This is a genomic window from Psychroflexus sp. MES1-P1E (assembly GCF_002836055.1).
Lineage (GTDB): Bacteria > Bacteroidota > Bacteroidia > Flavobacteriales > Flavobacteriaceae > Psychroflexus.
In genome coordinates, this window is sequence record NZ_PJBS01000161.1 from 34,167 (window position 1) to 57,192 (window position 23,026).

At 34.0% G+C, this 23,026-nt stretch carries 18 protein-coding genes and 1 riboswitch; of the genes, 9 read left to right on the forward strand and 9 right to left on the reverse strand.

Going from position 1 to position 23,026, the window contains the following annotated elements:
• Window positions 1-64: 64 nt before the first annotated feature.
• A complete protein-coding gene (locus CXF67_RS07135; RefSeq protein ID WP_102088126.1) occupies window positions 65-3,076 on the reverse strand; it encodes a tetratricopeptide repeat protein in 3,012 nt (1,003 codons plus the stop codon).
• Between the two features lie 152 nt (window positions 3,077-3,228).
• On the opposite strand from CXF67_RS07135, the gene CXF67_RS07140 reads away from it, so the two are divergent.
• From CXF67_RS07140 to CXF67_RS07155, 4 genes are read left to right on the forward strand one after another with little or no spacing between them, the layout of a single operon-like run.
• Window positions 3,229-3,921, forward strand: a complete 693-nt coding sequence (locus tag CXF67_RS07140; protein WP_102088127.1) for a cell division ATP-binding protein FtsE — start codon at window positions 3,229-3,231, stop codon at window positions 3,919-3,921.
• A 12-nt stretch (window positions 3,922-3,933) separates the two neighbouring features.
• On the forward strand, window positions 3,934-6,072 hold the full coding sequence (locus CXF67_RS07145; protein WP_102088128.1) for a M3 family metallopeptidase: 2,139 nt from the start codon (window positions 3,934-3,936) through the stop codon (window positions 6,070-6,072).
• Window position 6,073: 1 nt separating this feature from the next.
• Window positions 6,074-6,964: a glycosyltransferase family A protein gene (locus tag CXF67_RS07150; RefSeq protein WP_102088129.1), complete on the forward strand. Its 891-nt coding sequence runs from the start codon at window positions 6,074-6,076 to the stop codon at window positions 6,962-6,964.
• Complete coding sequence (locus tag CXF67_RS07155) at window positions 6,961-7,893, forward strand: glycosyltransferase family 2 protein (RefSeq protein WP_102088130.1); 933 nt, start codon at window positions 6,961-6,963, stop codon at window positions 7,891-7,893. Before CXF67_RS07150 ends, CXF67_RS07155 begins: the two co-directional genes overlap by 4 nt.
• Here the strand turns inward: CXF67_RS07155 and CXF67_RS07160 are convergent, their stop codons facing one another.
• From CXF67_RS07160 to CXF67_RS07180, 5 genes are all read right to left on the reverse strand, one after another.
• Entirely contained in the window at window positions 7,894-9,501 is a 1,608-nt protein-coding gene (locus CXF67_RS07160; RefSeq protein WP_102088131.1) for a sulfatase-like hydrolase/transferase, read from the reverse strand.
• Window positions 9,491-10,306 (reverse strand): glycosyltransferase family 2 protein, encoded by an 816-nt coding sequence (locus tag CXF67_RS07165; protein ID WP_102088132.1) that lies wholly within the window; start codon window positions 10,304-10,306, stop codon window positions 9,491-9,493. Before CXF67_RS07165 ends, CXF67_RS07160 begins: the two co-directional genes overlap by 11 nt.
• On the reverse strand, window positions 10,303-11,592 hold the full coding sequence (locus tag CXF67_RS07170; protein WP_102088133.1) for an O-antigen translocase: 1,290 nt from the start codon (window positions 11,590-11,592) through the stop codon (window positions 10,303-10,305). Before CXF67_RS07170 ends, CXF67_RS07165 begins: the two co-directional genes overlap by 4 nt.
• Before the next feature lie 126 nt (window positions 11,593-11,718).
• Window positions 11,719-12,759, reverse strand: a complete 1,041-nt coding sequence (locus CXF67_RS07175; RefSeq protein ID WP_102088134.1) for a YncE family protein — start codon at window positions 12,757-12,759, stop codon at window positions 11,719-11,721.
• Between the two features lie 10 nt (window positions 12,760-12,769).
• The gene (locus CXF67_RS07180; RefSeq protein WP_102088135.1) at window positions 12,770-14,605 is read right to left on the reverse strand and encodes a TonB-dependent receptor; all 1,836 of its coding nucleotides are present in this window, start codon (window positions 14,603-14,605) and stop codon (window positions 12,770-12,772) included.
• Window positions 14,606-14,639: 34 nt separating this feature from the next.
• A riboswitch (cobalamin riboswitch) is annotated at window positions 14,640-14,851 on the reverse strand.
• Window positions 14,852-14,961: 110 nt separating this feature from the next.
• Here CXF67_RS07180 and CXF67_RS07185 point away from each other — a divergent pair.
• The 3 genes from CXF67_RS07185 to CXF67_RS07195 are packed head-to-tail and all read left to right on the forward strand — an operon-like array spanning window position 14,962 to window position 17,924.
• Complete coding sequence (locus tag CXF67_RS07185; protein ID WP_102088136.1) at window positions 14,962-16,098, forward strand: ABC transporter substrate-binding protein; 1,137 nt, start codon at window positions 14,962-14,964, stop codon at window positions 16,096-16,098.
• Window positions 16,091-17,113 carry an iron ABC transporter permease gene (locus CXF67_RS07190; protein ID WP_102088137.1) on the forward strand — a complete coding sequence of 341 codons (1,023 nt, stop codon included), beginning with the start codon at window positions 16,091-16,093 and terminating at the stop codon, window positions 17,111-17,113. Before CXF67_RS07185 ends, CXF67_RS07190 begins: the two co-directional genes overlap by 8 nt.
• A gap of 1 nt (window position 17,114) precedes the next feature.
• Complete coding sequence (locus tag CXF67_RS07195) at window positions 17,115-17,924, forward strand: ABC transporter ATP-binding protein (RefSeq protein WP_102088138.1); 810 nt, start codon at window positions 17,115-17,117, stop codon at window positions 17,922-17,924.
• On the opposite strand, the gene CXF67_RS07200 is transcribed toward CXF67_RS07195, so the two are convergent.
• Window positions 17,921-18,817, reverse strand: a complete 897-nt coding sequence (locus tag CXF67_RS07200; protein ID WP_102088139.1) for a Brp/Blh family beta-carotene 15,15'-dioxygenase — start codon at window positions 18,815-18,817, stop codon at window positions 17,921-17,923. The genes CXF67_RS07195 and CXF67_RS07200 overlap by 4 nt on opposite strands.
• Before the next feature lie 96 nt (window positions 18,818-18,913).
• On the opposite strand from CXF67_RS07200, the gene CXF67_RS07205 reads away from it, so the two are divergent.
• Window positions 18,914-19,645: a bacteriorhodopsin-like gene (locus tag CXF67_RS07205; RefSeq protein WP_180957918.1), complete on the forward strand. Its 732-nt coding sequence runs from the start codon at window positions 18,914-18,916 to the stop codon at window positions 19,643-19,645.
• A gap of 224 nt (window positions 19,646-19,869) precedes the next feature.
• Here CXF67_RS07205 and CXF67_RS18135 read toward each other — a convergent pair whose 3' ends face one another.
• Together CXF67_RS18135 and CXF67_RS17805 are read right to left on the reverse strand one after the other, a co-directional pair.
• The gene (locus CXF67_RS18135; RefSeq protein WP_180957919.1) at window positions 19,870-20,025 is read right to left on the reverse strand and encodes a hypothetical protein; all 156 of its coding nucleotides are present in this window, start codon (window positions 20,023-20,025) and stop codon (window positions 19,870-19,872) included.
• Between the two features lie 564 nt (window positions 20,026-20,589).
• Window positions 20,590-20,988 (reverse strand): transposase, encoded by a 399-nt coding sequence (locus tag CXF67_RS17805; protein WP_257984620.1) that lies wholly within the window; start codon window positions 20,986-20,988, stop codon window positions 20,590-20,592.
• Between the two features lie 446 nt (window positions 20,989-21,434).
• Here CXF67_RS17805 and CXF67_RS07215 point away from each other — a divergent pair.
• Window positions 21,435-23,026 (forward strand): ice-binding family protein (locus CXF67_RS07215; protein ID WP_145990395.1); only part of this gene is annotated, 1,592 nt, incomplete at its 3' end.

Genomic DNA, 23,026 nt, shown 5'->3' on the forward strand with positions numbered 1-23,026 from the left:
TGAATTTTACTAAAAAAGCCCTCTAAATGAGGGCTTTTTTTATACTGATTTTTGAAAGAACCAATTAATTTTTATCGACCTCAATAGACGAATTGGTTTCTGCGGCTTTACTCTTGATTTGTTTTAGTAATTCTTCAGATTCAGAAATGATTTTAGGGTATGACTGAAAGTTTTTAATAATATTTTCTAAAATGTAAGTGGCCTGATAATCATCCCCTAAAGCATTAAAATTTTTGGCCATCAATAAAAGTCCTTTAACTCCAAATTCTTTATATCTAGAATAATTTTTTGTGAGATCCTGAATAACAAGTGTAGAGGCTTCATAATTCCGTGACTTGTTCTTAAAGTAAGCATCATAATATAAAGCCTCAGCTTTTAGTTTTCGTGTGGCCGTCGTTGACACTTCTCTATAAGCAGTTTCTGCTCTTTTTTCATCACCAACTTCCAAAGAAGCTCTAGCGATGAATATTTTTGCATCACTAAGGACCTCTTCGTCTATATTGTCTTTAGATAAGATCAATTCAGCATAAATGATAGTTCTATCAAAATTCTCAATTTCATAGTAGGCTTTCATTAGATTGGACTGCGCAAACACTACATTTTGAGAAAAATTGGCTTCTGTCTCTAACCTATTTAAACTGGTAATCGCTTGATCATAGTTCTTTTCAGATAAATAGATTTGAGCTAATCGCCTCAAGGATTCTTCTGTAAACTCACTAGATCGGCTATTGATGACTTCTTCGTAGTATGGAACAGATGCTTGGCGCTGATCGCTGTTAAACAAAGATTGAGCGAGATAGAAATTGGACTTTAAACTGTTTTTTCCATTAGGAAATTCTTCTAAGTATTTTTTAAATCCTTCAATTGCTTTATTAGTTTCATTGTCTAGAAACTTATTTTCTGCAGCTTCGTAAGTGGCTTCTTCAATATCAGAATCTGCAACTTCAACAAAGTCTAAGCCTCTTACCCAAGTGGCATATTCGTCTGTTTGGCCAAGATCTATATAAATTAGCCTAGCAGTTTGAACAGCCTGAAGGGCCTCCTGAGAGTTTGGATATTCCTTAATCAACTGTTTTAACCTCACTAAAGCCTCTTGATTTTCTCCTTTGTTGAAATAGATTAATGCCAGTTTTGACATAGCTTTAGGGTAATATATGCTTTGTTTATAATTGGTTAAAATGTTTTGATAAGTTGTAATTGCTGCTTGGTCTTCATTTTCTGCTACGTAGGTATTACCTAGCTCAAATAGAGCATCATCCTTGTAAATAGATTTCGGGTAACCCTGGACAAATAGATTTAAATTTTCAATTTTTTGTGCATTCCTATCCACAAATCCATAGCTATAAGCCTTTTGATAAAAAGCATAATCACTATTGTAATTCTTCATTGCAATAGCGCTATTATAAGCCTCCATTGCTGGCCAATATTGTCCTAATGCAAATTGTGCATCTCCTAATCTTACATAGGCATCATGAAGTCGTTGTGATGGCCTTTCAATAGCAGTGAAGCTTTCAAAGAAAGAAATAGTGGATCTATAGTTTTTTGTTTTAAAGTAAGCATACGCAATATTGTAATCTGTAGAGTAAAACTCAGACAACTGCTTTGCCATGGGCATCCCTTTAAACTCTTTGTAACCAATCAAGGCCATATCATAGTTCCCCAATGCATAGTCCACTTCTGCTTTCCAATACGTGGCTTTCGCAGTAAACTCTGGATCTAAGCGTTCCGCTAAAGACCTATTGAAATAGTCTTTAGCGGCTTTAAGTTGGTTATCTCTAAATAATTCAACTCCATAATAATAGGTTACTTTTTGTAAAGCCAATTTATTTTTATACTCCCGACTTCCACCTAGCATCGAAATTGCTTTCTCGTAATTTTTTGATGTTAAATATGAATCGATCAATAAATCTTTAATTAGTTCAGATTCTTGAGACGTTGGGTAGTTTTCAATAAACGCCTGCAGCACTTCAGGAACAGATTGGTATGTATTTCCAATTTCATAACTCAGCTTTGCATAATTTAAATAAGCATCTTCCTTTAGCTTGTCATCAAAGTTCATTTCTGTCACATTTTTAAAAGCATTGAGCGCTTGAATTTTCTTATCGGTTTTCAAGTAGGCCTTAGCAAGATGATAATATGCATTTTGGGCTACAAAATCTTGACCATCTAAGATTTTAGAGAATTCATCAATAGCCAATTCATACTGTCCCGTTTGATAATAGGCGTAACCCAGTTGGTAATAATCTGTGTTATTCCACTTACCTCTATCCCCTTTATAGTCCTTTAAGTATTGAATAGCACTAGTATAATCCTTTAAATTGAAATAACTTTCTCCTATAATTTTATCAAGTTGAGAGCGTTCGCGGGCATTCGATTTTGGTAGCTTTTCCATACCTAGATCAATCGCCTTTTGAAAATTACCAAGTTTGAAATTCATATCACTTTGGAAATAAGATATGTTATTTCCCTGAATACCTTCACTCCTAGCCTCATCAAATAATTCTGAAGCAGACTCGTATTCGTTTTCTTCATAAGCTATAAAACCTATATAGTATTTGGCCTGAGCTCCATATTTTTTATCATTTCTAACTCTATTAAAAAGTTGCTCTGCTTGGTCATAGTTCTTACTTTTAAAGCTTGTATACCCAAAATTAAACTCATAAGTATTAAGTTCATCCTTCGACAAGGAACGAGTATTCACTTGCGCAAACCATTTATTGGCTTTTAAAAAATCTCTCTTTTGGAAATAGTAATTTCCAACTTCAAGATAAGCCTTGTTGGTTTTTAAACTTGCAGGGTTTGCCTTTATAAAGTCTTCCATCTGCTCATCTGCAGTAGGTTCGCCTAGTTTAATGGCGCAATTCGCTAGATAAAATTCAATATTAGACTTTAACTGATCACTGTCCAAGGACCTATTTATCTGCTTAAAAGCCTTTACTGCAGCAGCAAGTTGATTTTGATCGTATAAATGAAGGGCGTCTTGATACTTTCCAAGGGCATCTTCAAAATATTGAGATTGCTGAGCCTGGACTAAAAAGGTTAAGAAAAGAAAACAAATGGTTAAGAACTTAGACATAAGTTGTGTGATTTTGATAACAGTCAAATATAAAATTATATAGTCATATAACGTTCCAAGCTCATTTTAATTATAAGTAAAAAACAGTAGATTTTTCACGCTTCACAAATTAATCCTATCTTTATCATTAATAATTTTTTCTCTAAAAGCCAATGTCAGATACCATTCTAGAACTCAATAATGCCAGTATATTTCAACGAGAAAACCTCATACTTTCTGATGTTAACATAGAAATTAAAAAAGGAGAATTCGTTTATCTTATAGGTAAAACAGGAACTGGTAAGAGTAGCTTTATGAAAACACTCTATGGCGATTTACCTCTAAAAAGTGGATCTGGACAAATTGTCGATATTGATTTACAAAGCTTGAAAGAAAAGGAAATTCCTTATCTAAGGAGAAAACTAGGAGTTGTTTTTCAGGACTTTAAGCTATTAAACGATAGAAATGTCAAGGAAAATTTAATCTTTGTCTTAAAAGCTACTGGTTGGAAAGACAAGACTAAAATGAATCAGAAAATTGAGGACGTTTTGGATAAAGTAGAGATGAAAACCAAAAGCTTTAAATTTCCTTACCAACTTTCTGGTGGTGAACAGCAGCGTGTAGCTATAGCTAGAGCTTTACTAAATGATCCAGAACTCATCTTAGCAGATGAGCCTACTGGAAACTTAGACCCACAAACCTCTGTGGAAGTTATGCAAGTCTTACAAGACATAAATAAAAATGGAAATACGATTTTGATGGCTACTCACGATTATGCTTTGTTGCTAAAATACCCTTCAAAAACATTAAAATGTGATGGACAACGTCTTTTTGAAGTAGTTCAAAAGAAACAACAACAGCATTAAAAATAGTTAACTATGAAACCTATTAAACTCACTGCAATCGCCTTACTTATTACATGTTTTGCTTGCAACACTGAAGATAAATCAAAAGACAATATGATAGCAGATAATACTTTACTAAAGAAATGGGAGGGTCCGTACGAGGGTGTACCGAATTTCGATGCTATGAACCTAAAAGATCTTGAGCCTGCTCTGGATGCTGCTATAGAAGAACACCTTAAGGAAATTGATGAGATCGCTAATGTTAAGGAGACCGCTACGTTCAAAAACACCATTGAAGCTATGGAACGTTCTGGTAAAAATGTAGATAGAGTCTACACCTATTACGGGATCTGGAGCAGTAATTTATCTTCTGAAGAATTTAGAGATATCCAACAGAAATTATCTCCAAAATTATCGGATTATCAATCTGAAATTCGTCAAAATGAAAAACTTTTCAATAGGATTAAGTCTGTTTATGAGTCTAGTCAAAAAGATCCTTTAGAGCCCCAAGCTCAACGAGTTGTAGATTTAGTGTATAAATCTTTTGAGATGAATGGCGCCAATTTAGATGACGAAGGAAAAACACGTTATGCAGGAATCAATAAAGAATTATCCAAACTTTATACCGATTTTTCAAACAACATACTTCATGATGAAGAGAACTATGTCACCTTTCTCAATGAAAATCAGCTAAGTGGTTTATCGGACTCCTTCATTAATTCTGCTAAAAAAACAGCTGAAGAACAGGAGAAACCAGATCAATATGCCATTGTAAACTCAAGATCCTCTATGGATCCTTTTCTCACTTACTCGGATGAAAGAAAACTCAGAAAACAAGTTTGGGAAAATTATTATTCTAGAGGAGATAATAATGATGAATACGATAACAATGCTCTTATCAAAGAAATTCTGAAATTAAGAGACGAACGGGTCAAATTGTTGGGCTACGGTAACTTTGCAGAGTGGAGGCTTCAAGACAGGATGGCTAAAAATCCTGAAAATGCGATGGATTTATTAATGGCAGTTTGGCCATCGGCCATCGGTAGAGTTGAAGAAGAAGTAGAAGATATGCAAAAGGTCGCCAAGCAAGAAGGAGCAGATTTTGAAATTGAAGCATGGGATTACAGGTATTATGCTGAGAAAGTAAGGCAAGAAAAATATGATTTAGACTCGGAGGAGGTAAAGGAATATTTAGTCTTAGAAAATCTAACAGATGCTATTTTTTATGTAGCTGGAAGACTTTTTGATTTTAAATTTTCTGAAATTACAGACGGTAGCGTTCCCATATTTCATGAGGATGTTAAGGTTTATGAAGTTACCGAAAAATCCAACGGAGAGCATGTTGGTGTGTTCTACCTAGACCCTTATGCCCGAAAAGGCAAACGATCTGGGGCTTGGGCTAACACCTATAGATCATACACAAATTTTGATGGAGAGACTAATGTGTTAGCGTCCAATAACTCCAACTTTGTGCAAGCAGCAGAAGGTGAACCAATTCTAGTATCTTGGGATGATGCAGAAACTTTTTTTCATGAATTTGGACATGCTCTACACTTTTTGAGTGCAGATGTAAAATACCCAACCTTAAATGGAGGCGTAAGAGATTATACAGAATTTCAATCCCAACTTTTGGAACGTTGGATTTATACCGATGAAGTTATCAATAACTTTCTAAAACATTATAAAACTGGCGAGCCTATGCCTGCAGAACTTATAGCCAAGATTAAAAAGGCTTCTAAATTCAACCAAGGTTTTGCAACCACTGAGTTTTTAGCATCAGCCATCATGGATATGAAATATCACACAACGGATCCTGAAACTATAAATCCAAAAACCTTTGAAAAGGAAACCTTAGACCAATTAAACATGCCAGATGAGCTTGTGATGCGTCATCGCTCACCACACTTTGGCCACGTGTTTTCTGGTGAAGGCTATGCTACAGGGTATTATGGATATTTATGGGCGGATGTACTTACCTCGGATGCTGCAGAAGCTTTTGCAGAGGCTGAAGGTGGTTTTTATGATGAAACGCTGTCACAAAACCTAGTGGACTTTCTATTTGCGCCACGAAATGCTATAGATCCAGCCGAAGCGTATCGACGATTTAGAGGAAGAGATGCAGAAATTGATGCCTTGATGCGAGACCGAGGTTTCCCAGTTCCAAAAAAATAAAATGCTTTCTATACTTATCAGATCTTTTGATGATCCATTGATTGATATTGTGTCTGTTTTATATACAGAATGTCAATTTTTGGATATTGAATTTGAAATTCTTATTTCTGATGATGACCCTAATGGCAAAAATTTAGACCACCAAAAATTTGGCCAATTTCCAATGGTAAACTATTGGAAAAATAGAAAAAATCTAGGGCGGTCCAATAATTTAAATAAATTGATACGTAAATCTAAATTCAATAGTGTATTGCTAATAGATGCAGATGTAATTCCATTAAAAACTGATTTTATCAAGCTATACTTGGAATCCTCCAAGTCTAACTGTGTCGTCACTTATGGTGGACTTGCTTACGAAAAGAATCCTCCAAAAACTTCTGAACTCTTAAGGTGGGTCTATGGACACAGAGAAGAAGCAAAGTCGGCTGACTTAAGACAATCTCGATATCCTTACAACATCTTAGTCTCTAACCTACTCATTAAAAAATCTGAATTTGAACAGCCCATTTTTAATACTGAATTAAATACTTACGGGTATGAAGATTTGGTTTTCTCTGAGTTTTTAAAAGAATACAAAATTGAGGTGATGCAAATTGATAATCCAGTCATCCATAAAGGTCTTGAAACCTCTATGGTGTTCCTTCAAAAAACAGAAACGGCCTTAGACAATTTGGTCGGTTTAATTCAAAAAGGAACTTTAAGCCAAGAAGCCACCAGCCTTTCGACCTTATATTTTAAACTTAGAAGATACAGACTTAATAGTGTTATTTATAAATTTCTAAACGCTATTGAAAGAGCACTTAAGTCTAATTTAGTCTCTAAGAAACCGAGTTTAATTTATTTTAAACTCTATAAACTTTACCATTTTTCAAAATCATATCAAAAACAATGATACAGTTTTCAGTCGCTATCCCCTTATATAACAAGGCCAACTTTATTCAAAACTGCCTAGAAAGCGTTTTAAAACAGACTCATAAAGACTTTGAAGTTATCCTTGTAAACGATGGAAGCACCGATGGTAGCGAAAGTGTAGTTGAAAAATTTCAAGACTCACGCATACGTCTGGTGCATCAAGAAAATAAAGGAGCTTCAGCGGCTAGAAACAAAGCTATTTCTTTAGCTAAACACGAGTGGATTGCCTTAATCGATGCAGATGATTATTGGTATCCAAATCATTTAGAGGAATTGCAAAACACCATTGAAAAATTTCCAAAAGCTGATGTTGTTTGTAACAATTATGAAATATTGCTTGAGAAGGATTATGTTAAACATCCTACTTTCTCTATTGAATATCCTCTTAAAGCTCAATACATCAAAGATTATTTTAAAGGGAGTTTAATAGATCCCATAACATTAACATGTGCACTTTGCTTTACACATTCAATGTTTAAAAAGGTGGGCGAATTTGATATTAAAATAAAATCTGGACAAGATATCGACTTAATGGTAAAATTTGGTTTAACAGCAACCATAGCTTTTAACCCAAAAACCTCGTCTCGTTACATCATAAACAGTGAAAACAACTTGGCTAAGACTAACTATTTTCCAGATAGACTTTACTTTATTTCAAAATATAAAAGGGAAGAAAATAAGAACTCATCTTTAAAAGCTTATTTAGATATCAACAGATATGCTTTAGTTATAAGATGTAAATTAGCTTCAATTCCTTTATGGAAAGATATAATACATGAAATAAATCCTGAAAATCTAAACTGTAAGCAAAAAATCTTACTTAGATTACCTTCAAAAATTCTAATATCAACCAAGAGATTTCAAAACTATTTAATAGATAAAGGACTTTATATAACTCCTTTCCGTTAATCAGTGCTGACTATCAATTTTAGATTTAAAATAGTCATCATAATCCAAGCGCTGTCCTATAATTCGCTTTACAGGTTCAAAATCTTTGGAAAATATGCTTTTTTTGGAATCCTTTTCATTAAAATCTATTTTCGACAAATCAGAAATAGAATGCAATAAGTGTTCAATAGAAAATGGGGTTTCAGGCTTAAAGTCAATCGTGTAATTTGACTTGTACTGAGGGGATAGCCATACCACAAAGGGAATTTCGAACATAGAGCGGGTAGGTTCTTCCAAATCATTATGCCCAAAAAAATCACGATCTGTAAACACCTCTTCTCCATGATCTGAAAAGTAAACAACAAAACTATTTTGATTTTGGGAACTCACCTTATTAATAACTTGATCCACAAGATAATCTACATAAGAAATTGAATTGTGATAGGTATTTATTATTTCAAAATTGGCCTTTTTTGGGAACCGAGTTTTAGGTATATCTTTAAAAATATCAAATTTATCAGGATATCTTAACTTATATCTTCCATGAGTTGCCAAGAGATGAAGCACGATGAATTTATTTGGGGAGTCATCGTTAAGAGCGATATCAAGGTGTGGTAACAGAACTTCGTCATAAGGTGTTTTAGAACCATAATCAGTTGTATTTGTAAACACATAGGAGTCTGATGCTTTTGCTACCTTACTTAATAAAGTATCATAAATACCTATCGGTATTTGGTTCGATAACCAAAAGGTTTTAAAACCAGCCTGATTCATAAGTTGAATAAGAGTAGATTCAGTTTCTTTTTTAAAATTATCTAAAGATAAAGCTGCTTGTAAGGATTCTATAGTATGAGATTCTGAACTTATAACGTCTTTATAAATTAATAGGTCCTCTTTAATCTGACTGAGTTTAGGAGTCGTAGACCTATAGAAATCATAAATACCTAGATGATGACGAGTTGTAGATTCTCCGATGATTAATACAAACGTATGAGAATCAGAATTTCCTTTAAATTCTACATTTTTGAAATTTCCAAAAGAGCTTTTAATATTGAATTTTTCATATTTTTTTATCTCATTAAAATACTCAGCCCCCCCTTTAATAAATTGATAGGGAAGGTTTGCAAAATATAAACCTGAATATGTGAGCAAGAAAAAAGTTGAAGTAAGAAATAGGTATTTATATTTTGCTTTAAATGAGGGTGGTTTGACTAAGACTGGAACATAACTTTTAATACTAAAAGTTATAATAAAGATTAGATCAATAAACAGAAGAAGAATTATTTCGAGGCTAACATAGCTAAAGAAAAACTCTGAAGCTTCAGCATAATTAGTTTCTAAAATGATAAAAATAGCTGAGGCTGAAAAAAAGGTATCAAAAATATAAAAATAGGCGCTTTCTATACCCATAGAAAAAACAAAGATCACATATAAGATTTTTGATAATGCGCTTTTGATATTTTTTTTTGGAATTAAAGATATAAACCCGAGTATAAGGGATAGTGATAAGAAATTCTCAATACAATTCTTCAAATTATATCCTCTGAATTCTGAAGATAGAAACTCAAATATAAGGCTTACCAAAATTGGAGATACCCACGTTAAAAACGATTTATAATTAAGCTTCATTCTCTAGAATTTTGATATCATTTATGGCTTTAATACCGATCTTATAGGCTTTAGGTTGTTCAAAAAAAGAAATATACTCATACCTGTATAAAAATAAAACGTACTTTAGAAGCCAGAGATATGTCCAGTTTTTATAAACTAAATATTTCTGAGCTGTAATTGCCCTTATAAATCCAGGTGTTCCTTGATTGGAAGCTGAGGTTTTTCGGCTATGTTTTAGTATGGGTTTAGCATAAAAAGCAACTCTTAAACTATGTCTTAATAGTGAGTCTTTGAAAATTTGCTCTTCAGCTGAAGGAAATGAAGTTCCAAGTCCGAAATTTTCATTCATTTTTATTCCTTTTTCTCTAACATCTTTTACCCTAAATGTCATTTCCACTGAAGATAGTGGTCGTTTTGTAGATGTCGTATACCCTTCAGATTTTGAGTATTTTTTTTGAAGTTGATCGTTCTCATCCAAAAATTGAAATGAAATTAAACTTGCTTGATCATATTTTTTATAGGCTCGCAAGATCGTTTTATTAAAGTCAGGTAGGTACTCTATATCGTCGTCTGCAATGGCTAGGATATCTCCAATAGCATTTTCAATTGCCAGATTTCTACTTTTACTCAATCCAAACTCTCTTGAATTAATTACTCGTATACCTTCAGTAGTAGATACTAAATCTTGATTTAATTTGGTCTGATTAATAATTAAAATGGAATATAAACTCAGATCCATGTCAGGAAACATCCCTCCTAAAAAAGAAAGGTCACTCCTATTCATGGTAGATATCATTATTTCCAAAGTAGGTTTTACGATCATCGTTTATAAAAAATTAAACTCTTTCTAAAAATAAATAATATAATGAAAAAGTAAAGTATATAGGTTAAAGCATGTCCAAAGACAACACCTTCAAGACCAATTTTTGGAACAAGGTATATGGCACTTAAATACAGACTTAACGCTAAAAATAAATCTGTGATAATATAATGCCAAAGCATTTTCTTAGCATGAAATTGATAAACCATCACCATTGCTAATACTCTAAAGAAATCTCCTACTATTTGCCAAAAAAATAAGTCGGCCGCTGGTAAAAAATCTTTTGAAAAAATTAGGGTCACTATCCAATCTCTTAAGACATATACCAAGATTAATCCTACTATAAAAAAAGGTAGAATCTGTTTATAGAAATTGAAAACAATAGCTCGGAATTCCGATGATTTTTGAGCTTCAGCCATTTTAGGTAAAATAAATAAATTCAATAAGGACAAAATAAACAAAAGGTAGTAGCTAGATATTCTTACTGTAGATTCCCAAAACCCAGCACTGCTTTCACCAAGCGAGTCGATAAGTAAGTTTCGAATCCCTAGAAAAACCAAAGGAAAACTCAAGCTTGAAATTAAGGTCATAAAGGCATACTGACCTAAATTTTTAAGAACTGGTGTTGAAAATTTGCTCCATTGAAACGAGGTGATTGCTCCAAACCAAGATTGTACATAGTACAAAGTAAAAATCAACATCGCGGAAGGTACAATAACAATGGTTAACAAAGCACCTTCAAGATTTAGCCAATACACCAGCAGTGCAAAAGCTATGATATTCAAAAAATGAGAGGCCATATTGATTTTTATGACTTTACTAAACGCATTGAAGCCTTGTAAAATAGAAATCAAATACAGATTAATAACGTGAAGAGGTAAGACAAAGGCCAACAAACGAATAACCGACACGAAATTTCTAGAACCAAAGATTAGCGTGTTGATAAATTCTGAGAAAACAAGAACCACAGTTATGGTAAGCATACACATCACCAATCCGGACCAGATTAAGGTGGATAAAAAGGAGGAGAATGCTTTGGGATCAGATTTGTGTTCTGCGGAGTATTTAACGACTGCATTGGCTAATCCTCCACTTGAAAACTTATGAAAAATTTCTAAAACATTTCTCAAGTTTCCTAATATCGCAATGCCTTGTGGACCAAGATAAATAGCCGTTAGCTTTGAAATACCAAGGCCTGTAATCATTTTAATAACAACGGATAATCCATTGAAAGAACTCACCTTCAATAGAGTAGATTGTTGAACTACAGATTTTATACGTTTAAGCACTTATATTGTTCCTATTCATGAATCGAAAGTACAATTTTTAAAAACTTTGAATATCATTTCGATTCACTTATAAACGACAAAAGCTTCTGTCGAGACAGAAGCTTTCTAAAATAGTTAAAAGTTTGATTACTGAAAGTAAAAACTGTTTGGTGCAAGACCAACATTAAACTCTTTTACAAATTGCCCTTCTGAAGAGTAAATGAATAACAATCCGTTAGATGTAAAACCTCCTGCATCCCCAACATAAATCTGGCCTTCGTTCACTTCAAATCCGTAAAATGCGCCAAAAGCAGAGTCACTCCCATAATCGAAAATAGCTTCAGAAGATAATTCTGTTGATGAAATTGAAGTGGTAAAAGCAGCTGTACCAGATGTATAATACAATTGATCATTTTCAATTCTCAGATTACTTACAGAAGTTAATACTTCAGGCTTATTTATTTCAGTTTCGACAGTAAAAGTTCCTAGGTCAATTCGCTTTACTCCTTCAGAATCTAAAACGTAGAGCTCTTGGTCATAAACTTGCATTGAATTAAGACCCTCTCCTACTTGAAGAGTTTTAGTAATCGTATTGGATATTGGATTCAATTTTGAAATGGTATTACCATTACCAAAAGATGCGTTTTGAATATAAATATCTCCAAAAATGCTTACTATATGTTCTGTTACACCACCAACGATAACAGTCTCTTCAATTTCCAAAGTTTCAAGATTAATAACAGCCACATAATCGTCTTGATCTGTATTAAATTCAGCAAGGTTAGTTACATACGCTTTTCCATTTAAAACCGTTCCATACCTCGGTACACTTAAGCCAGAATCAACTGTTCCTAGCAATTCAAAAGTATATCTATTAACAACTGAGATTATCTTAGATCCATTGGATATAATAAAAGCCTTTTCATCATCAAAAAATATGGATTGAAGAAAAAGACCTGGTCCTTGCCCATCATTGGCATCTGCGAAAATATCATTCATAACCTCTTGTTGATCAGTACCCAGAAAAGAAACAGAACCTCCAGCACTTCCACCTTCGTTAAGAATTAAAACACCATCAAAATAGTCTCCCTCGGGTATAACTGGCTGTGGGTTGTCATCATCGCTACTACAAGAGATAATAGCGAAAGCTGAAATGGCAATTACTAAAAATTTAAAATAAGTGTTCATTGATTTGTGTTTAAAAATTAATTAAAGTTTGAATAAAAAAGTGCCTCCCCGGCATGGGTCTGTTTTCTACAGTTTGGTAAGCAGCGTCAGTTATATTACTGACTTGAAAGGATAACTTAAGATTATGGATCTTAGGGAATTTATAAGATAGTCCTGAGCTCCAAAGCAAGTAATCTTCAAGAATGTCACCTTCGCTATTGTTAGATCTTGTAAAAATTTCTCCGATGTATTGATTTTGTATTTCAACTGAAAATCGATTCCAAGTGTATGTAAATCCATTTGTCAACTTATGTTTTGGAACATAAGTAAGTTGAAATCCTGTTTGTTTGTTTTCAGAAATAGTATACCCGTATAAAGAGTTCAACTGAAATAAATGTTCTCCAAATTTAAATGTTGACTCTAGTTGTGCTTCAAGGCCATAGGTTTCTACTTCATCTACGTTTTCTGGCTCCCAGATATTATTTAAATTGGGGATCCAACGGATTAAGTTATTGATATCGTTATAATATCCTGTCAATAAGAACCTATGATTTTTTTTAGCATTAGAAAAGATCAAAGAGCTCTCCAACTGATTAGAAGTTTCAGGCTGCAAATCGGTTTGACCACTTCCCTCCCAGTATAAATCATTAAATGTGGGGATTCTAAAGTTCTTTGACACCTTAGCTTTAGCCTCTACATAGTTTGAAAACACATAATTAAAACCTGTGCTAAATAAAAAGGGACTGTCATACACATTAGAATATTCCTGACGAAAACTCACTTCAGAAGTCAGTTGCTTCCACTGGTGTTTAGCGAGCAAAGCAAAACTCGCGATAGTTCGACTATCAGCTTTGATGTTATCACCATCTGCTGTGCTATAATTATATTCACTTAAGACATTAAAATCAAAATCATTATAGGTATAAAACAAACTATATCTAGCTATGGCAGTTTGAGCTCCAGCACCGGTGGGATTTGGGTTACTTGTATTGGCAATATATTGAAAGTCTTCCCCAAAATAGGCCATCTTCAACACAGAGGTTAAGTCTGAAAATTCTTTCTCCCATTCCAACATATGCCGATGGTCTTCATTGAGATAATTTGATCGCGGATCTGATGGAAACAACAAGGAGAAATTTCTATCCCCATTAAAATACATTCCATGATAAGTTAGCCTATGCCCATCACCCAGCTTACTGGAAAGGCTCAAATTGGCGTTATAATGTTCGGAATCTCCATTCAGATTTTTCCGATTAGCAGTAGGCCAATCGTAATCATTTTCAGAAGAGAACCTAGATAAAGCTAAAGATAAGCTCCAACGATTTGTGGATGTAGAAGCTTTTAATAAATTTTGAAAAGTTGAAAAACTCCCCACCCTAGCACTTAATACTGCTGAAGTTTCATCATCAAATTTCAACTGATTATTGAGATGAATACTGCCTCCTATGGCCCCTGTTCCATAGATGATGCTCCCTCCGCCTGGCCTTACAGATAACTCATCGAAACCGTCTACCAATAAAGTGTTGAAATCGGTTTGACCATTGAACTGTGAATTGATATTAAAACCATTCCAAACCACAGCGGTCTGTTGAGCAGTCGTTCCTCTAAAGGTTGGAGACGACACCATCCCATAACCATTTTGTTTAAAAAATATAGTGGTTTCTTGTCCTAAAACGTCGGTAAGTAAACCAGGTGTATTTTGAAGAATCGAGCTGGAAATGTTTTGAACACGTTGCCCTGTCGAAAATCGACTTATTTGTCGATCCACAACGATCACCTCTTCCAACTTTTGGATAGAGTCCAATTGAGCAACAGTTGGTATTGTCCAAAAACACACCAAAAGGCATAAGTAAATATAATGCTTCATACACCACTCGACTTTTATCCCGAAAGTCTTCGTTTTTAAATTATACATTAAGGCAGGTCTCCTGGCTTGCGTCTTTACTCAACCTTCCCATCTTAACAGACAGTGGTTATAAAGTTTTGAAGTAAAGCGTACGCACAAAACGTACTAAGCACACAGTTGCGGGAACAGCTTTCGATTTTAACGAAATTCCCTTTTAATCTTAAAAGTTGAAATACACCTTTAAGAACCAAAATGAATATCAAAATTAGACATTTCTTAAAGAATGATAGCTTTTTCTGAATTTAATTTTAATAAGCTTGAATTGAGGAGTTTAAAATTTGGAATAATTAATCATACTTTTGTCAAAATTTGTAGTGATGAAAAAAATTCTATTGGCATTCATTCTTATCGGTTTACTTTCTTGTGTCGATAACACAAAAAAAGAAGAAGATCTAGGAAGCTTTACTGAAGTTGAGATCACTCATGCTGAAGGATTTTCGATACATCATTACAAAGACTTTACTAAAGTCATAGTCCATTCTCCATGGCAAGAAGCGGAAAAAGGGCTAATCTATATTTTAAAAAATAAAGAGATGGAATTACCTATTTCAATGGTCTACGATGCGGTTATTGATTTACCTATCGAAAAGCTAGTCACAACCTCTACTACGCACATCCCCTCATTAATCACCCTTAATAAATTAGAAAAACTGGTTGGTTTCCCCAATCTCGATTACATTTCTTCCAAAGCTGCTAGAGAATTTATAGATGAAGGAAAGATCAAAGAACTGGGTAAAAATGAAGCGATAAATACCGAAATTGTTTTAGAACTAAATCCTGATGTCATTTTTAGTTTTGCACTAAAAGGACAAAATAAAGCCTTAAGCAAATTACAAGAGTCCGGAATACCTGTGGTCTATAACGGAGACTGGCTTGAAAAAAGCGCCCTTGGTAAGGCTGAATGGATTAAATTTTTTGGTGTTTTTCTTGGAGAGTTAGACCAATCTATAAAAGCTTTTGAAGACGTTGAGCAATCCTATCACTCTCTAAAGGTCTTAGCCAAGACCTCCACTAAAAAACCAAGTGTTATATCGGGAGCTATGCATCAAGACCGCTGGTATCTTCCGTATGGAACTAGCTGGCAGGCTCAATTTTTTGAAGATGCTCACGCAGATTATATTTATAGTCACACTCAAGGAAAAGGCAGCGCTGCCTTTGCTTTCGAAACAGTCCTGCAGGATGCTAAACAAGCTGAATTTTGGATATCGCCAGGACAATATACCACTTATGAGCAATTGACGGAAAACAATACCCATTATCAAGAATTTGATGCCTTTCAAGAAAAGAATATTTTTACAATGGCCAGAACTACAGGGGAAACTGGGGGAGTTCTTTTTTATGAACTAGGTCCAAATCGGCCAGATTTAATTTTAAAAGATCTAGTAAAAATATTCCACCCCGATTTACTCAAAGATAAAGACTTTACCTTTTTTAAGCCCCTAGCCATTGAATAGAAACATAGCAAATAGTCTAGGTCTTGTAGTTTTACTCCTTATTGGAATTGGGTTGAGTTTGTCTTTGGGCTCTGTCTCTATTCCCATAGATGAAGTCTTAAAAATTTTACTTGGCATTTCTACCGAAAATTCAACCTGGGAATATATCATAATCAATTACAGACTACCTAAAACACTTACAGCTTTGCTTATTGGCTCTGGTCTCGCTATAAGTGGATTGCTAATGCAAACCTTATTTAGAAATCCTTTAGCAGGCCCTTATGTCTTAGGCTTAAGCAGCGGTGCAAGTTTAGGGGTTGCTATTCTGTTGATGGGTGCAGGATTGTTTTCTGGTATTTTTGGAGAGTTTATGTTTTCAAAATGGTCCATTATTCTCGCCGCTAGTTTAGGTAGTATTCTAGTTATGCTTGCGGTACTAGCGACGGCCCAGAAAGTAAAAGACACGATGACACTTCTTATTATTGGGCTGATGGTCGCAAGTTTAACTTCTGCTGTAGTTAGTGTTCTTGCCTATTTTAGCAATGCAGAAGAACTTCAATTATATATTTTTTGGTCTTTTGGTAGTTTAGGAAATTTGGCTTGGGGAGAAGTAGGCCTATTAAGTCTTTGCTGGTGCATTGGACTTGGATTTGCTCTTATTTGTCTCAAAAACCTAAACGCTTTACTCTTGGGAGAAAATTATGCTAAAAGTATGGGTGTAAAATTAAATAGAAATCGAATTCTGATTATTTTATCCACTTCTATTTTTGCAGGAAGTGCTACTGCTTTTGCAGGTCCAATAGCCTTTGTAGGCTTAGCAGTTCCTCATTTAATAAGACAGCTCGTCACTACTAATGACCATAAAATTTTACTTCCCAATATTATTTTTGGTGGTGCTTTCTTAATGATTATTTGCGATATTATAGCCCAATTACCAGGGAGTGATAGCACATTACCTATTAATGCTGTAACCTCTATATTTGGTGCGCCAGTTGTCATCTGGCTTTTGGTAAGAAAGCGTAAACTCAAATTTTAAAATGTCTTCTAAAGTTAAATCTACACCATCAATACTAACGGCAAATTCTTTAAGCATAGGCTATAAAGACAAGAGGGAGACTATAGAAATCGCAAGTCAAATAAATTTTGACATTCAACCTGGTGAACTTGTAGCTTTAATTGGAATTAATGGTTCTGGAAAATCCACATTATTAAAAACTTTATCTGCTATAATCCCTGCACTTACTGGTGATGTTTTAATTGATAATATCTCTATTTCTAATTTACAAAACAAAGATTTAGCTTCTAAGCAAAGCTTGGTATTAACCAATGAAACCGTATCCAAACAACTTTCTGTATTTGAATTAGTTGCCTTAGGAAGACATCCGTATACCAACTGGTTGGGACACTTAAGTCAAAAAGATTTAACTCTTGTAAATGAAGCTATAGATCAAGTTGGATTACTTCAGAACCAACATAAAACCTGTGATGCTCTGAGTGACGGACAGTTTCAAAAAGTTTTAATCGCCAGAGCTTTGGCTCAAAATACACCTCTAATTTTGATGGATGAACCTACAACTCACCTAGATATGTATCACAAAGCTTATGTCTTACAACTTCTAAAATCGATAGTGAAACGGTCTCAGAAAAGCATTCTTTTTGCTTCTCATGAAATCAATTTAGCGCTGCAACTATGCGACAAGATTATTCTTATCGATCAAGGGAGAGTCACTTATGGAACTCCTTCAGAATTAATTCAAAAAGGAACATTCAATTCTCTATTTCCAAAAGATTTAATTGTTTTTGATGAAGTAAGTCAGAGCTTTCGAATGAAAATGAATACAGATTAATCTTTATCGAATAGTTTTCTCATAATAAATACATGTGGAAAGGTAATAGCAGCTATAAAAGCAAAAAGAAGGGATAAAAAGTTTTTAGAATCCTTAAACAACCATACAACAATGAGCATACCTATAATTGAAGCCAACCAATACGGAAAAGCTTTTTTAAAATAACGTAAGAAGTTTTTAAAATTAAACGTTCCGTATAGAGAATTAACCTGATCCTTCAAAGAGGGTATGCTATGCCAAAGCACAAAATAACTGGCAAAACCCCAGACTACATTACTAACAGCGAATAGGGCCATAAATAAAATAAGATATATCACATTTGGAAAAAGTGAGGACTTTAGTCTAGGGTTCGTTTTGGATAAAACTACAAACAGACTTATGCTTCCTAATGCTGAAATAAAAAGAACAATATTTAAAAACTGACTGGCAATAAGCAAACCCGTCATATCTTGAACAATGAGGATAACTTCTTTTGAATTTAAGCTTAAAATTAAAAATAAAACCAGTAATCCATAAATTAGAAAAAATAAGGAAGACCAAAAAGATTGAGTGTTTTGTAACTTATGGTGAAAATGCTGTTCTCCAAAATGATAAGAACTTATAATGACAAATGCCGCGAGTGCAAAAATGGGGATAAAATAAAACACAGCTACAAAGGACAAAACAACTCCCAAATAAGTAAATAACGACTTGTAAAAATTTGGTTTCTGAGAATTCGAGTTTAAATTTTCAATGACAAATAAGTCATTAGACCCATGTAAAATACCTAAACTAAAAATACCCAAAAGAGCTATAACATATTGAATTTCTGATATAAGAAGTTCTGAGCCTAATATAGCAAGCAAACTAAAAAGTATTATGTAATCGTAAAAATTTCTATTGTAAACTTTCATATTGTGCAAAAATAATTGAAAAAATTTCTTAAAACTAAAATTTAGTGTTTAATTTATTACTACATTTGATTAAACAAACTTAAATTTTATAACGCTATGAGAACATTTATGTACTTTATGGCCGACGTATCAAAGCTCGCAAATGACGACTACGTTGGTTTCACTTTTTTTGTAGGTAGTATGGCCATGTTGGCTGCATCTGCCTTCTTCTTTTTATCATTAAGTCAATTTGATAAAAAGTGGAGAACATCAGTATTAGTATCAGGTTTGATTACTTTTATTGCTGCAGTTCACTATTTCTACATGAGAGATTATTGGGATGCCTTTGGAGAATCACCTACTTTCTTTAGATATGTAGATTGGGTTTTAACAGTACCACTTATGTGTGTTGAATTCTTCCTTATTTTAAGAGTCGCTGGAGCAAAAGCTAGTCTAATGTGGAAATTGATTTTTTGGTCAGTTGTTATGTTAGTTACTGGTTACTTTGGTGAGGCTGTCCAACCAGATTACTCTTGGCAGTGGGGTGCACTTTCAGGCTTAGCTTACTTTGTTATTGTATACATTGTATGGTTTGGTGAAGCTAAAAAGTTAGCAGTAAACGCTGGTGGAGAAGTTTTAAAAGCTCACAATATTTTATGTTGGTTCGTACTTGTAGGATGGGCTATCTATCCTTTAGGTTACATTTTAGGAACTCCAGGTGGATTATTTGGATATGATTTTGGTGTAGACGCTTCATTTATGGACATTGTTTATAACATTGGTGATGCTGTAAATAAAATTGGATTTGGATTGGTGATTTTTGCTTTGGCAACTAAATCTTCTGAATAATTTTAGAATCAAGAATTATTACTAAGTCGAATCTTACGATTCGGCTTTTTTTATATCCTATATTGAAATAAACGGTTATTGGAATAATTGCTGTATTCGTGTTAATACAAGCTTTTTAGCATGTTCTTTTTTGGTTTAACTCTCTTTGCCTTCTACAAAAAAGTCAACAGCATGATTTAGTATTACATCCACTAACTCTTGATGTATAAAACTATCTACATAAATTAATGCTTAACTCCATTTCCACTCATCAGGTTTATATTAGCATTATCCTCTAGAAACGACTCTTGCATTTCAGTATTACCTATATAACTCACTGCCATTAAAGCTGTATGAAATTTAACATGTTGAGCCTCTATATTCTGGTCTTTAGTCAGCAAGTAAAGACCGTTGTATAGTTCAATGATTTCGCAATAATCTCTTTTTAACGCTAATCATTTTTGATGTTTTGTCTAAAATCTTCTTTTTAAGTTCTATTTCTAGCCTTTGCAGTTGTTTTCCTTTAAAATTTTACAATTAGATGTAATTTTCTCTGGATTTTGATGCAAATTATAACACATGGCTTCCATAAGATTTTGGGTATGCATTTTTTCTATGCCTCGATATCTTGCTAATCCTCAATTAAACCATCTTTTTACCCCTCCAAATGGAGACTCTACCTTGAATCTTGTCTAGCCTATTAATGTTTTGAACTTCTTTTCCCAACGTGTTGAAGGTTTATTCTTGTAATATTTTTTCTTAAAATTTTATTTTTAAAATTTAGCTTTTAGTAGTTCTCCATTTTTCTTCGACTGATACCCTTTATCTGCTTTTAATGGAATGCCTTTTGGTAAATATATAGTCACTGTTTCCAAAACGTCTTTTAAATTAGCTATCTTATTTTTACATGCCGTAGTGGTTAAGGCTCCTATGACAAGACCTTCGTTATCAGTTATATGGTGTTTTTAAAAGCCAAAATGATATTTTCCTCTTTTCTTTAGCCATCTTCCATCTGCATCAACACTTGAAGCATATTGCTTTTTTACCCTTACCTCTTCTTCAGTCCGATCTTGAGTTACCTTGTAATTGGTCTTTCCTTTTAGTCGACGTGGTGTATCAATACCACTAGCATCGACTATGATTCCCTTTTTAACAATAATATTGTGGTCTTCCAATTGTGCATTAATGATGCTGAACAGCTTCTCAAAAGTTTTGGTTTTAGTCAGTGCAGTTCTAAACCTACTAAGAGTACTATGGTCTGGCGCAACTTCATCTATATTCATTCCACAGAAATAGCTGATGGAGATACTGTCGTTCAACTTATTTTCTACTTTATAATCACTCAATCCATACCAACTTTTCAAAAGACACATTCTAAACACTAGTAGAGCACTATAAAAAGGTTTACCTACAGCATTTTTACCTCTAGAATAGTCAGCATCTATTAGCTCTTAGATGTCATCCCAATCGATTAACTCATTTATTTGGCTGAAAAGCGTTCTATTATCTTTCTTGATCGCAAATCAGAAATCGCGTCTGTTAATATAGTCTGTTTCTGTAGTTTCATATATTTAAAAATAATAACTAACTCCCTTTTATTCAGAATATTAAGGTGATTTAAAAACTTTATTTATGTATTAGATTTCACCTTGCAACGGTCTTTCATCGTTAATAAAGTGCCTTGATTTATCATATATGCTGTTCATCTGCAAAATCTCACCCTCTAACTAACATCTCATTACACTCAACGAATATTAAATTAATTTATCCTAAAGGTTTTTAGTTTTAAACATGATAAAATATAAAAGCCATGAAAACAATTATTCTTTCAATCGCTATTATCGCATATAGTTTTAGTTCTATATCGCGAGATGAACAGCTACCAATAGATATCTATCTTGGCACAACGGCTGATTTTATACTGTTTACAGGAGCCAAAGCAATCGCCAATACTGAAATTTCGGACATTACCGGAAATGTTGAATCACACATGGGAGCGATAGCTGGATATGGACCACCTACAATTTTAGATGGAACTATACAAAACACCAATTATATTACTGCACAAGCTTTATTGGATTTAGCATCAGAAAGTTCTTATGAAATTGCAACAGATATTTCTACGGGAAACATAAATGCAACAGGATACAATCCAGTAGATGACTATATTAGGAGATCTTTAAGTTCACCCGTAATGAAGGTATTACCTGTTTCTGATACAAATCCCGTTTTAAATAATATTGAATTGTCCAGCAGTGAAACATTCTGTGCAACCCAAGCTGCAGCGGATTTAATAACTTTATACAACGAATTAATAGCATATCCAGGCGGAGTAACTCACCCTCTAGTTTTTGGCAATGGAGAAGTTTTGTCTCCCGGAGTCTATGACATAGGTGGAGCACAATCAATTTCTGGAATACTTACAATGGATGGAGGTGGAGACCCAAAATCCTTGTTTATTATTAGAGGCCTTGGGGCATTCACTTCAGTAGCGGGTGCAACTGTAGTATTGACAGGAAATGCAAAACCAGAAAACATATTCTGGGTGAGTAGCGCGGCCATGTCTACGGGCGCTGGTACCACAATGAAAGGTACAATGGTTGGTGGAGGCGGTGGTGCTGGAGCAGTGTCATTAGGTGCCAATACCAACCATGTGGGAAGGATGTTTACAAAGTTAGGTGCAGTAAGCGTAGGTGCAAGCTCTATTCTTGCTATCCCAACGGGTACTCCTTTTTTTAATTTAAGAAGTCTTTCCACATTTGCAATGTGGTCTTCTGGTGGTGCGCTTTCAGATTCTGCTAGTTCTGATATCACAGGAGATGTTGGTACTGCATCAGGAGCCCTTGCAATTGCTGGGACTCATAATGGAGCAGTGTATCATCCAGGTATAGATTATTGCGCGCTTAATCCTACCACTTGGATTGGTGAAGTTTCTACAGTTGCTGAAAATATAAGTAATTGGACTAAGGGCTTCCCTGACAGTAATATTGATGTTGTAATCAATATTACACCAAATGATCCCCTTTTTTCAGAGAATATAGAAATGAAAAATTTATCGATCGCTACCGGTGCTAGTGTCTCACAAACCAATGAATCACAAATTGCTGTTTATGGCGATTTTCAGAATAATGGCACCTATAACCCAGGAAACTCAACTTTGGCGTTTAAAGGAGATGAAATTCAAAATTTTTCTACAAATAATACAATCTCAGTATATAACTTGACTATTGATAACGACAACAGCTTAAACCTATTATCTGGTAATATTGATATATTCAATAGTCTAAAGTTAACGACTGGTGATTTAATCACAAATTATGACCATACTATTCCTAATAATAACCTAGTAACTTTTAAATCTAGTGCTACTCACACATCTTTCATTAGTGAAATTGAAAATGC